At 67.5% G+C, this 15,496-nt stretch carries 14 protein-coding genes; 7 read left to right on the top strand and 7 right to left on the bottom strand.

Going from position 1 to position 15,496, the window contains the following annotated elements; translation table 11 throughout:
* Window positions 1-10 precede the first annotated feature (10 nt).
* The 7 genes from ACT9TC_RS13690 to ACT9TC_RS13660 form a co-directional block, all read right to left on the bottom strand.
* Window positions 11-1,333, bottom strand: coding sequence for a thymidine phosphorylase (locus tag ACT9TC_RS13690; RefSeq protein WP_458041012.1), 1,323 nt, complete (start codon window positions 1,331-1,333; stop codon window positions 11-13).
* Window positions 1,330-1,731, bottom strand: coding sequence for a cytidine deaminase (locus tag ACT9TC_RS13685; RefSeq protein ID WP_458041011.1), 402 nt, complete (start codon window positions 1,729-1,731; stop codon window positions 1,330-1,332). The genes ACT9TC_RS13690 and ACT9TC_RS13685 overlap by 4 nt, the downstream gene beginning before the upstream one ends.
* Before the next feature lies 1 nt (window position 1,732).
* Window positions 1,733-3,031, bottom strand: a complete 1,299-nt coding sequence (locus ACT9TC_RS13680; RefSeq protein WP_458041010.1) for an ABC transporter permease — start codon at window positions 3,029-3,031, stop codon at window positions 1,733-1,735.
* The gene (locus ACT9TC_RS13675) at window positions 3,028-4,272 is read right to left on the bottom strand and encodes an ABC transporter permease (RefSeq protein ID WP_458042937.1); all 1,245 of its coding nucleotides are present in this window, start codon (window positions 4,270-4,272) and stop codon (window positions 3,028-3,030) included. The genes ACT9TC_RS13680 and ACT9TC_RS13675 overlap by 4 nt, the downstream gene beginning before the upstream one ends.
* 8 nt (window positions 4,273-4,280) lie before the next feature.
* Entirely contained in the window at window positions 4,281-5,801 is a 1,521-nt protein-coding gene (locus ACT9TC_RS13670; protein ID WP_458041009.1) for an ABC transporter ATP-binding protein, read from the bottom strand.
* A gap of 101 nt (window positions 5,802-5,902) precedes the next feature.
* Window positions 5,903-7,003 (bottom strand): BMP family lipoprotein, encoded by a 1,101-nt coding sequence (locus ACT9TC_RS13665; RefSeq protein WP_458041008.1) that lies wholly within the window; start codon window positions 7,001-7,003, stop codon window positions 5,903-5,905.
* 166 nt (window positions 7,004-7,169) lie between these two features.
* On the bottom strand, window positions 7,170-8,282 hold the full coding sequence (locus ACT9TC_RS13660) for a mannose-1-phosphate guanylyltransferase (protein WP_458041007.1): 1,113 nt from the start codon (window positions 8,280-8,282) through the stop codon (window positions 7,170-7,172).
* Window positions 8,283-8,460: 178 nt separating this feature from the next.
* Here ACT9TC_RS13660 and sdhC point away from each other — a divergent pair, with 178 nt between their 5' ends.
* The 7 genes from sdhC (at window position 8,461) to ACT9TC_RS13625 (ending at window position 15,398) form a co-directional block, all read left to right on the top strand.
* Window positions 8,461-8,889, top strand: a complete 429-nt coding sequence (gene sdhC / locus ACT9TC_RS13655; protein ID WP_458041006.1) for a succinate dehydrogenase, cytochrome b556 subunit — start codon at window positions 8,461-8,463, stop codon at window positions 8,887-8,889.
* Complete coding sequence (locus ACT9TC_RS13650) at window positions 8,889-9,344, top strand: succinate dehydrogenase hydrophobic membrane anchor subunit (protein ID WP_458041005.1); 456 nt, start codon at window positions 8,889-8,891, stop codon at window positions 9,342-9,344. Before sdhC ends, ACT9TC_RS13650 begins: the two co-directional genes overlap by 1 nt.
* 62 nt (window positions 9,345-9,406) lie before the next feature.
* Entirely contained in the window at window positions 9,407-11,212 is a 1,806-nt protein-coding gene (sdhA, locus tag ACT9TC_RS13645; protein ID WP_396642793.1) for a succinate dehydrogenase flavoprotein subunit, read from the top strand.
* A gap of 1 nt (window position 11,213) precedes the next feature.
* Entirely contained in the window at window positions 11,214-11,999 is a 786-nt protein-coding gene (locus ACT9TC_RS13640) for a succinate dehydrogenase iron-sulfur subunit (protein ID WP_458041004.1), read from the top strand.
* Window positions 12,000-12,006: 7 nt separating this feature from the next.
* Window positions 12,007-13,251, top strand: a complete 1,245-nt coding sequence (locus ACT9TC_RS13635) for an MFS transporter (RefSeq protein ID WP_458041003.1) — start codon at window positions 12,007-12,009, stop codon at window positions 13,249-13,251.
* A gap of 9 nt (window positions 13,252-13,260) precedes the next feature.
* Window positions 13,261-14,502 (top strand): YihY/virulence factor BrkB family protein, encoded by a 1,242-nt coding sequence (locus tag ACT9TC_RS13630; RefSeq protein ID WP_458041002.1) that lies wholly within the window; start codon window positions 13,261-13,263, stop codon window positions 14,500-14,502.
* A gap of 17 nt (window positions 14,503-14,519) precedes the next feature.
* Window positions 14,520-15,398 (top strand): exodeoxyribonuclease III, encoded by an 879-nt coding sequence (locus ACT9TC_RS13625; protein ID WP_458041001.1) that lies wholly within the window; start codon window positions 14,520-14,522, stop codon window positions 15,396-15,398.
* Window positions 15,399-15,496: the final 98 nt, after the last annotated feature.

Here is a 15,496-nt window from a genome sequence, read left to right as displayed (position 1 = left end):
GGGTCGTACGTCATGCCGTGATGCGTTCGCGGACGAGCGGCGCTCGCTCGGGCGCCTCTGTCGGGTCACCGACTGACCACGCGCCATCGAGCGCCGCCAGTGCGCGGTCGAAGCGTGCCGAGTCGTCCGCGAGCAGAGTGAAAACGGGCTGACCCTCGGACACGGTGTCACCGGGCTTCACATGCAGGTCGATCCCCGCGGCGTGCACGACCGCATCCTCGGCTCGGGCGCGTCCGGCGCCCAGCCGCCACGCGGCGATGCCGAACGGCAGGGCCTCCATCCGGGACACGGTGCCCGCACGCCCGGCCCTGATGGTGTGGGTCTCGCGCGGCGCCGGGAGCGGAGCATCCGGATCGCCGTCCTGTGCGCGGATGAGCGCGCGCCACGCATCCATGGCCCGTCCATCGGCGAGTGCACCCTCGACGTCGGCGTCGGGCTGCCCCGCGAGCGCGAGCATCTCCCGCGCGAGCGCGACCGTCAGCTCGACGACATCGGCGGGTCCACCACCCGTGAGCACCTCGACCGACTCGCGCACCTCGTTGGCGTTGCCGATTGCGAGGCCGAGCGGGGTGTTCATGTCGGTCAACAGTGCGGTCGTCGCGACGCCCGAATCGGTGCCGAGTGCGACCATGGTGCGGGCGAGTTCGCGTGCACGGTCGATGTCCTGCATGAAGGCGCCCGAGCCGAACTTGACGTCGAGCACGAGCGCATCGGTGCCCTCGGCGATCTTCTTCGACATGATGCTCGACGCGATGAGCGGGATCGCCTCGACGGTGCCGGTCACGTCGCGCAGGGCGTAAAGCTTCTTGTCGGCGGGAGCGAGACCCGAGCCGGCCGCGCAGATCACCGCGCCGACGTCGCGCAGTTGGGCGAACATCTCGTCGTTCGACAGCGCCGCACGCCATCCGGGAATCGATTCGAGCTTGTCGAGGGTTCCGCCCGTGTGCCCGAGGCCCCGCCCCGACAGCTGCGGGACGGCGACGCCGAAGGATGCCACGAGTGGCGCCAACGGCAGGGTGATCTTGTCTCCCACGCCGCCCGTGGAGTGCTTGTCGACGGTCGTCTTGCCGAGTCCCGTGAAGCTCATTCGCTCGCCGGACGCGATCATCGCCTCGGTCAGGACACGGATCTCGTCGCGCTCCATGCCGTTCAGCAGCACCGCCATCGCGAAGGACGACATCTGCGCGGCCGAAACGTAGCCGCGGGTGTACGCGTCGATCATCCAGCGAAGCGCCGGCTCGGGCACAGCTCCCCCGTCACGCTTGGCGCGGATGACGTCGACCGCGTCGTAGGCCTCGATGGAACCGGATGCCTCGCTGCTCGCAGCCGTCACCGCGCAGCCTCTTCGAGGTCGCGGGGACCGAACGCATCCGGCAGTACCTCGTCGATCGTGCGGATGCCCGACACGGTTTCGAGCAGCATGCCCGGCAGGGCGAACTCGTTCAACAGTTGCCGGCAGCGCCCGCACGGCATGATCGTCTCGCCCGCGTTATTGACGCAGACGAACGCGACGAGCTGTCCGCCGCCCGACATGTGCAGGTCGCCGACCAGCGCGCACTCCGCGCAGAGGCCGACCCCGTAGGAGGCATTCTCGACGTTGCAGCCCGACACGATACGACCGTCGCTCACGAGCGCGGCCGCGCCCACGCGATAGCGCGAGTACGGCGCGTAGGCCCGCTGCATGGCCTCGGTCGCAACCGCGCGCAGCTCGTCCCAATCGATGTCGGTCACGTCACCCCTTTATGTATGGTTTGCCGGCGGCTGCCGGTCCCCGGATCTGTCCCGCGAAGCCCGCCACGGCGAGAATGGTGACGACATACGGGAGCATGAGCATGAATTCGCTCGGTACGGGCGAGCCGATGACACCGAGGGTGTTCTGCAGGTTCGAGGCGAAGCCGAACAACAATGCCGCGAGCGTCGCCTTGATCGGATCCCACTGGCCGAAGATCACCGCGGCCAGGGCGATGAAGCCCGCACCCGCCGTCATCTCCTTGTTGAAGGCTCCGACCGAGCCGAGTGTGAAGAAGGCTCCACCGGCACCCGCGATGGCGCCGGCGAGCGAGACATTCCAGAACCGCGTGCGGGCGACGTTGATGCCGACCGTGTCGGCTGCCTGCGGGTGTTCGCCGACGGAACGCAACCGCAGACCCCAGCGCGTGTGGAACAGCCCGATGTACACGAGGACGATCGCGACGTACATCAGGTAGACGATGATCGTCTGCCGGAAGAAGGTCGGACCGATCAGCGGGATGTCGGCGAGGATCGGGATGTCGATGCGCTCGAACCGGGGCGGCGAATTGAGTTGGGCGGCGTTGGGCGCGAGCACCTGCGAGAAGAGGAAGCTGGTCACCCCGACCACCAGAACGTTGAGGACGACACCCACGATGACCTGGTCGACGTAGTACACGATCGAGAACGCGGCGAGCACGAACGACACCAGGACGCCCGCGACGGCGGCGGCGGCGAGTCCCAGCAGGGGCTGACCGGTCGCGGTCGCCACGACGGCCGAGGTGAACGCACCCGCGAGCAGCTGCCCCTCGATCGCGATGTTCACGACCCCGACCCGTTCGCTGATGACACCGCACAGCGCCCCGAAGATCAAGGGAACGGACAGGCTCAGGGCCCCGGCGAAAAGTCCCGCGAGTGGAATGACGTGAATGGATGCGCCGGCCGCGGCCCAGGTGAGGAACCCGGTCAGGAACACGAGGGCGAACACGATCGAGAACACAAGCGGAACGCGGCGACGACGCCGCACGAATATCCCCGCGGCCCCGGTGATGAGCACCATCACGATGAGGCAGACGGTCGTCGTGAGGGTAGCCCCCAGCGTGACCTCGGGGAGCTGCAACGCGTCGCCTGCCGCCGAGATGCGGAAGATCGCATCGCCGCCGTGCGGGGCGAGGAGGAACAGCAGCGTCGCCAGGACCGTGACGGATGCGAACGCGATGGGCGCCTTCCAACTCACGACCACCGTCCGCTCGAGGTGGATCGGAGCGTCGGCACCGTCGGTGCGCGGGGCGAGCGTGGTCATTTGGCCAGTCCCTCCGTGTTGACGATCGGGCGACGGCGCTTCGGCGAGCTTCCGGGGGCGGGGAGCCGGAAGATTGCCCGAACGAGTGGCGGCGCGGCGATGAAGAGCACGATGAGCGACTGCACCACGAGCACGATGTCGATCGGTACCCCCTCCGCGGCCTGCATCGAGAATCCGCCGGCCTTGAAGGCACCGAACAGCACACCCGCGGCGAGAACGCCCCACGGGGTCGACCGGCCGAGCAGGGCCACGGTAATGGCGTCGAAGCCGATGCCCGCGTCGATGCCGCTCGAGAAGCCGGTGGTCACGGTCCCGAGCACCTGGCTTGTCCCCGCGAGTCCGACGAGCGCGCCCGAGATGAGCATCGCGTACACGTACATCGCCTTGACGTTGATGCCGGCGACCTTCGCCGCGTTCGGGTTCTCTCCCACGGCACGGAACTGGAACCCGAGGGCCGAGCGGTTCAGGATCCACCAGACCAGTACGACGGAGGCGATCGAGAGCACGAACCCGAAGTGCAGGTTGTACTGCGGCCCGAGCAGTTCGGGGAAGACCGCGGTATCGCGCATCCCCGGGGTCGTGGGGTTGTTCGTGCCCGGTGCCTGCAACAGGCCGGGAGTGCGGAGCATCCACGTGATCAGGTACAGCGCGACGTAGTTGAGCATGATCGTGACGATCACCTCGTGCGCCCCCGTGCGCGCCTTCAACAGCCCCGCGATGCCGGCCCATACGGCGCCCGCCGCGAGTCCGGCGAGGAGGGCGACGACCATGTGGATGCCGAAGGGCAGGTCGATCGCGAAGCCGACGTAGCCGGCGGCAGCGGCGGCCATCAGCATCTGCCCGCGACCACCGATGTTGAACATGCCCGTGCGGAATGCGAGGGCGACACCCAGACCTGCGGCGATCAGCGGCGTGGCGAACGTCAGAGTCTCTGTGAGGGGACGGATGCCGGTGGCGAAGTCCGGCCGGCGGAAGTTGTAGACGGCGCCCTGGAAGAACGCGGAGTACGCGCCCGCGACCGACTCCCAGATGGCGACCAGCAGGTCGGTGGGGCGGGCGAAGAAGTAGCCGGCGGATTCCTGCACGTTCTCATCGGTGAACGCGATCATGATCGCGCCGACGAGAAGGGCCATCACGACAGCCAGCACCGAGATGATGGCGTTGCCTGTCGCGATCTCGCGCAGGGCCCGTTGCCAGCGACTCGGCTCGGGAGTCGAGGTCGAGGGTGCGGTTGTGGTCATGGTCTCGCTCACGCGGCGGCCCCCTCGAGATCCGGCGTCTCACCGGCCATCATCAGACCGAGCACGTCGCGCGCGGTGTCACCCGGGACGATGCCGACGATCCGGCCGCGATACATCACCATGATGCGATCCGCGAGCGCGGTGACCTCGTCGAGCTCGGTCGAGACGACGACGACGGGCACACCGGCATCCCGCGTCTCGACGATGCGTTTGTGAATGAACTCGATCGATCCCACGTCGACGCCGCGGGTGGGTTGCGCAGCGACGAGCAGCCGCAACTCGCGGCTGAGCTCGCGCGCGAGCACGACCTTCTGCTGGTTGCCGCCCGACAGGCGCCCAACCTTCGTCTCGATCGACGGCGTGCGCACATCGAACTCGGCGACCTTCTCGGTCGCGAACTCCTCGAGCCGGGCGCGTTGTACATTGCCCGCGCGGACGAACGGCGCCCCGTGGGCCCGATCGAGCATGAGGTTCTCGGTGATGGTGAACTCACCCACCAGGCCGTCCTCCTTGCGGTCCTCGGGGACGAATCCGACGCCGGCGTCGAGCACGTCGCGAACCGACCGGCCCAGCAGCTCCTGACCATCGAGCACGATGGAGCCCCGAACGTGCGGCTGCAACCCCATCAGCGCCTCGGACAGCTCGGTCTGGCCGTTACCCTGCACACCGGCGATCGCGAGGATCTCGCCCGCACGCACGTCGAAGCTGACGTGATTGACCACGACCTGCCCCCGCGGGTCGATGACCGCGAGGTCGTCGACGACGAGAGCGGATGCCCCGAGCTTCGGTGGCGCCTTTTCCACCGTGAGTTCGACCGCGCGCCCGACCATGAGTGACGCGAGGTCGGCGTTCGATGCGGTCGGCGATGCCTCGCCCACGACCCTGCCGAGGCGGATGACCGTGATCCGATCGGCGACCTCACGAACCTCGCGAAGCTTGTGGGTGATGAAGACGATCGACGTGCCGGCATCCCGCAGCTGCCGCATGATCGCCATCAGTTCGTCGGTCTCTTGCGGGGTCAGCACGGCGGTCGGCTCGTCGAAGACCAGCACCTTGGCATCGCGCGACAGCGCCTTGATGATCTCCACGCGCTGCTGCACACCGACCGGCAGGTCTTGCACGAGCGCGTCGGAATCGACGTCGAACCCGAAACGGTCAGAGATTTCGCGCACCCGGGCACGAGCCGCCGGCAGGTCGAGTCGGCCACCGAATCGCGTCTCTTCGTGTCCGAGCATGACGTTCTCGGCGACCGTGAAGACGGGGATCAGCATGAAGTGCTGATGCACCATGCCGATGCCTGCCCGCATGGCGTCACCGGGTCCGGCGAAGTGCTGCACCGTGTCGTCGAGGAGGATCTCTCCGGCGTCCGCCTGATAAAGCCCGTACAGGACATTCATCAGGGTCGACTTGCCCGCCCCGTTCTCGCCGAGCAGGCAGTGGATCTCACCGGCCTCGACGATGAGGTCGATGTGGTCGTTCGCCACCAGAGACCCGAACGTCTTCGTGATACCGCGAAGTTCGAGCTTCATGCTCCCGATCCTAGTTGGGGGTGAGTCGGATGCCGCGAGGGATCCGAACGAAGAAAGAGGGGAGGCCGGCTCGCGCCGACCTCCCCCCGAAGGTGCCGTGCTTACTCGGCCAGGTACGACTCGACGGCGATGTCACCGGCGATGATCGCCGCCTGCAGTTCCTCGATCTTGGCGGACAGCTCGGCGGGGACGCGGTCGGCCCAGTCGTGGAACGCCGCGATTCCGACGCCCTCGTTCTCGAGCGTTCCGATGAACGGGGTCGGGTCGAAGTCGCCGTTGCCGGCCTCGACGATCGCCTCGTTCACCGCGACGTCGATGCCCTTCAGAACCGAGGTGAGCAGCAGGTCACCCACCGAGGGGTCGGTCTCGTACACGTCCGCGTCCACACCGATGAGGGCGATCTCGCGACCGGAGTCGCGAATGGCGGCAGCGGCCGACTGGTAGATCGGGCCGCCCACGGGGAGGATGATGTCGGCGTTCTGGTCGATCAGGCCCTGCGCGATCTGACGCGCGGTGTCGTTGGCCTCGAATCCACCGGTGAACGAGCCGTCCTGCGCGGCGCGGTCCCAGCCGATGACCTGGACGTCCGCGCCCATCTCCTCGTTGTAGTACTCGACGCCCTGCGCGAAGCCGTCCATGAAGACCGAGACGGTCGGGAAGTTCTGGCCACCGAAGGTGCCGACGACACCCGTCTGGGAGACACCTGCGGACAGGTAGCCCGCGAGGAACGCGGCCTGAGCGGTGTCGAAGATGAGGGGCTTGATGTTCTCGGCGTCGGTCGTGCCGTCGAAGTCCTGGTCGACCGTGTCGTCGATCGAGACGTACTCGATGTCGGGGTTGGCGGTGGCGGACTCGAGCGCGGCCGGTGCGAGGGCGAAACCGACCGTGACGATCGTGTTGCAGCCCTGGTCGACCAGGTTCTGCAGGTTGGCGTTGTAGTCGGTCTCGGCCTGCGACTCGACCTCGGTGTACTCCACACCGAGCTCGTCGGCCGCCGCGACCAGGCCCTCGAAGCCGAGCTGGTTGAAGGACTTGTCGTCGAAGCCGCCGAAGTCCGACACCATGCAGGGCAGGTAGTCGAGCGCTTCGCCGCCGCCGTCGCCACCATCGGTGTCTTCCGGCGCCGCGCCGCAGCCCGCGAGCAGGGCGGCCGCCGAAAGCAGGGCCAAGCCGCTGAAAGCGGCCTTCTGAGTGATCCTCACTGTGTCCTCCAAAGACTCGCGCGAGCCCGACCGATCCGGGATCCGCGGACGAAACGTTACCTCCTGCGAGCCCAAGCGCTAGACCGTGTGGGCGCCGCGAAACCCAAAGGTTATAAAGACGCGATCCCGCGCAGGGCGGAACGCAGTCCCGGCACCGGTGACCAGGTCAGAGCACCTCGCCCTGTCCGCTGAGTTTCAGAGCGTCCACGACACCCTTCACGCGCTGGGCGTGCTCACTGGTCGTGACGAGGAGAGCGTCTTCCGTGTCGACGATGACGATGTCCTGCACCCCGATGACGCTGATCACGCGTTTGGTCTGCGAGACGACGATGCCGCTCGAGGCATCCGCCAGCACACGGGCGTTTCCGCCGAGGATGGCGAGCTCGCCCCGGCCACGGGAGTTCAGTTTGGCGAGGCTCGCGAAATCCCCGACATCGTCCCAGTCGAAGTGCCCCGGGATGACGGCCAGCCGGCCACGTTCAGCCGCTGGCTCGGCGACGGCGTAATCGATCGCGATCTTCTTCAGCGTGGGCCAGATGCGGTCCACGGCGGGACCGCGACGGTCACGGTCGTCCCACGCCTCGGCGAGCTCCATGAGCCCCGCGTGCAGCTCGGGCTCGTTGCGCTCGAGCTCGGCCAGCAACACATCGGCACGCGAAATGAACATGCCCGCGTTCCAGAGGTACGAACGGTCGGCGAAGTACTCCTTGGCGGTGTCGAGGTCCGGCTTCTCGACGAAGCGTTCGACCGCGGCTGCCTCGGGCGCCCCCTCGACGACGAGTTCGTCGCCCTTCTTGATGTAGCCGAAGCCGACGGATGCCTCGGATGGCTGGATTCCGATCGTGCAGATATAACCGTCACGCGCGACGGCGACGGCCTGCTGCACCGCGAACTCGAAAGTCCGCATGCCGCGGATCACGTGGTCGGCCGCGAACGATCCGATGATCACGTCGGGTTCGCGGCGCGAGAGCACCGCGGCGGCGAGGCCGATCGCGGCCGCCGAGTCGCGCGGTTCCGATTCGAGCAGGACGTTCGCGTCGGAGATGCCGGCGAGCTCGGCCTCGACGGCCGCACGGTGGGCGCGACCGGTGACGACAGCAATGCGCCCCTCGCCCGACAACGGAGCGAGCCGATCCCAGGTATCACGCAGAAGCGTCTGTCCCGACCCCGTCAGGTCGTGCAAAAATTTCGGGGCGTCGGCGCGCGAGAGCGGCCAGAGCCTGCTGCCCACGCCGCCGGCCGGAATGACGGCGTAGAAGCCTTCTATCGGTTGTGCCATGCAGTCAGGGTAGCCGCGGCGCTCTCCCACCATCGAACCCGCGCGAAGTATCTCGATATCGAGATAGTTAGGGTGCCCTAATCGCCGCGCCCGCACGGAGCGGGAATAGGATGTTCGTAGCGCTCGAGCCGCGTCGGCCCGGCGCATCCGTACCTCGCACCGATCAGGGAGGACGACCGTGTCCGCAGACACCCGCCAGGCACTGTCGATCTCAGAGACCACCTCCAAGCGCCCCGCCGGCACGCTCTATCGCGGCCGCGAAGGCATGTGGTCCTGGGTTCTGCACCGCATCACCGGCGTCGCCATCTTCTTCTTCCTCCTGGTGCATGTGCTCGACACCGCGCTCATCCGTGTCTCTCCCGAGGCGTACGACGCGGTCATCGGTACCTACAAGAACCCGATCATGGGCATCGGCGAAGTCTTCCTCGTCGCGGCAATCGCATACCACGCGTTCAACGGCCTACGGATCATCGCGATCGACTTCTGGTCGAAGGGCGCGAAGTACCAGCGCCAGATGTTCTGGATCGTGATCGGGGTCTGGGTCGTCACGATGGCCGGCTTCGCACCCCGACATCTCATCAACGTCTTCGCGGGAGGTGGTGAGTGATGTCCAGCGACACCCTGGCCGCTCCCCGTTCGCCCTACGCACGGCCCAAGCGCCGCGGCATCAACCTCGAGAAGTGGGGTTGGGTCTACATGCGTGTCTCCGGCGCGATCCTGGTCGTCCTGATCTTCGGGCACCTGTTCGCCAATCTGATGGTGGGCGACGGCATCCGCGGGATCGACTTCGGATTCGTTGCGGGCAAGCTCGCAAACCCGCTGTGGCAGTGGTGGGACGTCGCGATGCTCTGGCTCGCGTTGATCCACGGCGGCAACGGGATGCGCACCATCGTCAACGACTACGTGACGCACCGGACCGTACGCCGCGTGCTGGTGTGGGCGATCGGACTGTCGGCCGGATTCCTCATCATCCTCGGCACCCTCGTTGTCTTCACGTTCGACCCCTGCATCGGGGTCACCGAATCGAGCACCCTCTGGGAGACGTGCCGGGCCGCGGCCTGACGCACGATCCCCAACGACCCCTCTCAGGATCTCCAACGACCCCTCTCAGTAAGGCACCCCCTGTGACGACGACCGTGACCGGCACCGACCGCAAGACCGACGTGCACCACCATCAGTTCGACATCGTCATCGTCGGCGCCGGCGGTGCCGGCATGCGCGCGGCGATCGAGGCAGGGCCGCACGCGAAGACCGCGGTGATCTCGAAGCTCTACCCCACGCGCTCCCACACGGGCGCCGCGCAGGGCGGAATGGCCGCCGCGCTGGCGAACGTCGAAGAGGACTCGTGGGAGTGGCACACCTTCGACACCGTCAAGGGCGGCGACTACCTCGTCGACCAGGACGCGGCCGAGATCCTCGCGAAGGAGGCGATCGACGCGGTCATCGACCTCGAGAACATGGGCCTGCCCTTCAACCGCACGCCCGAGGGCAAGATCGACCAGCGTCGCTTCGGCGGCCACACTGCCGACCACGGCAAGACGCCGGTCCGCCGCGCCTGCTATGCCGCCGACCGCACGGGCCACATGATCCTGCAGACGCTGTTCCAGAACTGCGTCAAGCTCGGCATCAACTTCTTCAACGAGTTCTACGTGCTCGACCTGCTGACATCGAAAGACGCCGACGGCAAGACCCAGACATCCGGTGTCGTCGCTTACGAGCTCTCCACCGGCGACCTGCACATCTTCCACGCCAAGGCGGTCATCTTCGCGACCGGCGGCTTCGGCAAGATCTATAAGACGACCTCCAACGCGCACACCCTCACGGGCGACGGCGTCGGGATCGTCTGGCGCAAGGGCCTGCCCCTCGAGGACATGGAGTTCTTCCAGTTCCACCCGACAGGGCTCGCCGGCCTCGGCATCCTTCTGACGGAGGGCGCTCGAGGCGAGGGTGCGATCCTCCGAAATGCGAGCGGCGAGCGCTTCATGGAACGCTACGCGCCGACCATCAAGGACCTCGCCCCGCGAGACATCGTCAGCCGTTGTATGCAGCAGGAGGTCGCCGAAGGTCGTGGCGCGGGCCCGCACAAGGACTACGTCCTGCTCGACTGCACGCACCTGGGCGCTGAGGTTCTCGAGACGAAACTCCCCGACATCACCGAGTTCGCGCGCACGTACCTCGGCGTCGACCCGGTCGTCGAGCCGGTTCCCGTCATGCCGACCGCGCACTACGCGATGGGCGGCATCCCGACAAACGTCGCAGCCGAAGTGCTCGCCGATAACAACACCGTCGTTCCGGGGCTCTACGCCGCCGGCGAGTGCGCGTGCGTTTCGGTCCACGGCTCGAACCGGCTCGGCACGAACTCCCTGCTCGACATCAACGTCTTCGGCAAGCGCGCCGGCAAGAACGCGGTCGAGTACGTCAAGACCGCCGACTTCGTGCCGCTCCCGGAAAACCCCGCGGGCGCCGTTCGTGACCTGATCGAAGGTCTGCGCGCCGGAACGGGCACCGAGCGCATCTCTGTTCTGCGCAAGACGCTGCAGGAAGAGATGGACAAGAACGCCCAGGTGTTCCGCACCGAGGAGTCCCTCACCCATGTGCTCGGCGTCATCGAGGAGCTGCGCGAGCGCTTCTTGAACATCCACGTCGACGACAAGGGCAAGCGCTACAACACCGACCTGCTCGAGGCCGTCGAACTCGGCTTCCTCCTCGACATCGCCGAGGTCGTCGTCGTCACGGCCCGCAACCGCAAGGAAAGCCGCGGCGGGCACATGCGCGATGACTTCCCGAAGCGTGACGATGAGGTCTACATGAAGCACACGATGGCCTATCTCACCGGTGATCCGCACTCCTCGAAGGCGGACGACCACATCTCGCTCGATTGGAAACCCGTCGTCATCACGCGCTACCAGCCGATGGAGAGGAAGTACTGAGATGGTGTCGACTCTCGTTGAAACAACGGATGCTCCGGCGGACGCAGACCTCTCCCCCGCAGCTGACTCGGGCATCCAGTCGTTCCTGGTGACGTTCATCGTGCGCCGGTTCAACCCCGAGGTGGACGACGAACCCCGCTGGGTGGACTACGACGTCGAGCTCTACTCGACCGACCGCGTGCTCGACGCCCTGCACAAGATCAAGTGGGAGGTCGACGGATCACTGTCGTTCCGCCGCTCGTGTGCCCACGGCATCTGCGGTTCTGACGCGATGCGCATCAACGGACGCAACCGGCTCGCGTGCAAGACCCTGATCAAGGACCTCGACATCTCGAAGCCGATCTACGTCGAGGCGATCAAGGGACTGCCGCTCGAGAAGGACCTGATCGTCGACATGGAGCCGTTCTTCGCCTCGTTCCGCGAGGTCAAGCCGTTCCTCATCTCGAACACGGCGCCCGAGCCCGGCAAAGAGCGCGTTCAGTCGATCGTCAACCGCGAGATCTTCGACGACACCACCAAGTGCATTCTCTGCGCCGCGTGCACGTCCTCGTGCCCGGTCTTCTGGACCGACGGACAGTACTTCGGTCCGGCCGCGATCGTCAACGCGCACCGCTTCATCTTCGACTCGCGCGACGACGCGGGCGATGTGCGGCTCGACATCCTGAACGACAAAGAGGGCGTGTGGCGCTGCCGCACGACCTTCAACTGCACGGATGCGTGCCCCCGCGGCATCCAGGTGACCCAGGCGATCGCCGAGGTCAAGCAGGCCATCCTCCGCGGCAAGTAGCCACCTCGTGACCGGCGCGCCTCTTCTCGAGATCCGCCGGTCACGTGTGGCCGTGACAGCCGCGTATGCGGCGCAGGGCCTCGGCTATGCCGTTGTCGTCACGTCGCTGCCGTCCTTCACGGGGCGTCTCGGCATCGACGACGTCGCGGTATCGCTCATCGTGCTGCTGGTGTGTGTCACCGCAGCCGGGGGCTCCGTCGTGGCCGATCTGCTCGCGCGCTGGCGAGGTAGTCGGGCGGCCCTCGCCGCGGGCTTGATCGTCCAGGCCGCGGCGTTCGTCGGGATCGCAGTCGCCCCGCCGTTGCCGATTTTTGTCGCGGCATTCGGCGTTTACGGGCTCGGTCTCGGTGCGGTCGATGCGTCCGCCGCGATGCAGGGTGTGCTCGTCCAGCGGCGCTACGGCCGCGACATCATGGGCGCTTTCTTCGCCGCGTACACCGCTGCCGCGATCGGTGGGGCGTTGCTGGTGGCCGGCTCGGCGGCCGCTCTGGGCGATGCCGTCTTCAGCGGTGGCGTCGCGATGGGCCCCGCTTTGGCGCTCGGTGCCGCGGCTGTCGTCGCCGTCGCGGTCGCCGCGAACGGCACGCGCGCATTCGACCGCGCTCGCGCCGCCGCACCGGTTGGTGAGCGGCCCCGTATCCCGCTCCCCCGCCGCGGAATCTGGCTGTTCGGCTTCGTCATCCTGGCCGCGTTCACCCTCGACTCCGGTGTCAGCACCTGGAGCACGATCTATCTCAACGACGACCTTGCCTCCGGTGCGGCGATCGCACCGCTCGGTTATGCCGCCTACCAGGTCGCGATCCTGGTGACGCGTCTCACCACGGACCGCGCAACCGGACGGTGGGGGCGCACCGTGGTCGTCGTCACGGCGACATCGGTCTCGATCGTGGGGCTGGTGCTCGTTGCGGCACTCCCCTGGACGATTGCGGCGATCGTCGGCTTCGCGCTTGCGGGCGTCGCCGTCGGGGCGCTCGTGCCCCTGTCTTTCACGTCCGCGGGAGCGCTGGCGCCGACCCGCGGCGATGAGGTGATCGCCCGCGTCAACCTGTTCAACTACGCCGGCGCGGTCCTCGGGGCGGTTCTGCTGGGACTTCTCGCCGACGCGCCCGGACTCGGCATCGCCTTCCTGCTACCCGCCCTGCTGCTCGTGTCGATCCTGTTCCTCGCCCGGCGTTTCGGTCGGGCGGTTGCGGCAAGCGAGCCATCCGTCGGCACGTCCGTATTCGCGGACGGTGCCGATCCGAGTCGCTAGCCTGGGGGCGTGAGCTACCGCCGACCGTCCGACCCCGCGGTGGCTCCCGACGGCTCCGACGAGGAGAGCGCGGCCGGTCGCAGCGACGACGACGCCGGGCGGTGGGAATCCGCACAGGAGACGCTCCGACGCCACCTCGAAGAGCCGGTGCAACGGGCGACGCAACTGACGCGACGCACACTGGCCTGGTTTCCGGTCCGGGTGTGGCGGCACTTCCTTCGCCACAACGGGTTCTTGCTCGCGGCGGGAGTGAGCTACCAGTCGCTGTTCGCGATCTTCGGTGTGATCTACCTGGCGTTCGCGGTGGTCGGCCTGTGGATCGGCGCGAGTCCCGCGGCGATCGCTCGGATGATCGACATCATCAACGAGTACATCCCGAACCTGATCAGCGAGAACGGGCTGGTCACCCCCGAGCAGGTCGAGTCCGTCACCACCGCCACGGCGACGACCCTCGGCATTACGGGAGCCGTCGCGCTCGTCATCGTCGTGTGGACGGCCATCGGATTCATCACCTACGCCCGCCGCGCAGTGCGGGACATCTTCGGCCTACCCTTCGATACGCGCTCGTACCTCTTGTTGAAGGCCCGCGACTTGCTCGCCGCGGTGATCCTCGCCGTCGCGCTGCTCGTCGGCTTCGCCATCAGCGGCATCGCCACCTGGGCCCTGACACTGCTGTTCACCGTCTTCGGGATCGGCGACCTGAGCGTGTTGTCGAACGTGACGGCGCGAGCCGTTTCCCTCCTGGTCTCGTTCGCGATCAACGGCGCCGCGCTGGCCGCGCTGTTCCGGTTCCTGACGGGGGCGGCGCTCGCCTGGCACCGGATCTGGCCGGGCGCTTTGCTCGGCGGCGCCGCCATCACCGTGCTGCAGGTGGGCGCCGGTGTGCTGCTGATCTACACGCCCTCGAACCCCCTTCTGGCGACGTTCGCGGTGCTGATCGGGTTTCTCCTGTGGTTCCGCCTGAACGGCATCGTCATCCTGGTCGCGGGGGCGTGGATCGCGGTCGGTGCGGCCGATCGGAACCTGGCGCTGACGGAACGCACGGAAGAGGAAGCGCGGCGCGACGAGTACCGGGCGTTGCTCGTGGCCGCGGATGTTCGTCTGCGCGAGGCGCGCATCACTCGTGACACCGCGCCCTGGTATCGCTCCTGGCGCGCGGGCCGCGACGTACGTCTGGCCGAGGATGAGCTCGAACGCCTCCGAGACTCTCCCCCGCCGGAGCCGCAACCGCGCGGCTTTCTGCTCGACTGAGCTACGGGGCGCCGAGCATGTCGGAGGCCGTCGATACAGTAGAACGCGTGCCTCGACCCATCCGCATCGCCTCTGTCAACGTCAACGGCATCCGGGCGGCGGTGCGCAACGGGATGGCCGGATGGCTCGACCGGGCCGATGTCGACATCCTCGCGCTACAAGAGGTGCGCGCCGAGCTTTCGCACGTCGAGAGTGCTCTGCCCGGGTGGAACCTCGTCCACGACGAATCGCTCACCAAGGGCCGGTCGGGGGTCGCGGTGGCCAGCCGACTGCCCATTGCCGCCTCGCGCATCGAGCTGGGCGACGAGACGGTCGACTCGCGCGGCCGGTGGATCGAGGCCGACCTCGACGTCGACGGAGAGCCTCTGACCGTCGTCAGCGCCTACGTCCACTCGGGCGAGGACGGCACCCCGCGTCAGGACGCGAAGTACGGATTTCTCGACGCGATGGAGCGCCGGATGCCCGAGCTCGCCGCCGACGGCTCGCTCGCCGTGATCATGGGCGACCTGAACGTCGGGCACCGCACGCTCGACATCAAGAACTGGAAGGGCAACGTCAAGAAGGCCGGGTTCCTCCCGCGCGAGCGGGCGTACTTCGACCGGTTCCTCAGCGAAGCGGGCGAGCCCGTGACGGGTGTCGACGGTTCGGTCGGGACGGGGCTCGGATGGGTCGACGTGGGGCGCCGTTTCCACGGCGAGGTGGACGGCCCGTACACGTGGTGGTCGAATCGTGGTCAGGCCTTCGACAACGACACCGGCTGGCGCATCGACTACCAGCTGGCGGCCCCCGCCCTCGCGGACCGGGTCACCGACTACCGGGTCGCGCGAGCGGCGGCATATTCCGAGCGCTGGAGCGATCACGCGCCGGTCATTGTGGACTACTCGCTCGGCGGCTGACCGGACGGGTCACTTCGACAAGCTCAGTGACCGGCGGCCAACCCGCTCGCTGAGCCCGCGCCCCGCGCCGCTCGCGGAGCCCGCGCCCGTGCCCCGCT

This window comes from Microbacterium sp. HM-570 (assembly GCF_054165885.1).
This window is presented reverse-complemented; position numbering and strand designations above follow the sequence as displayed.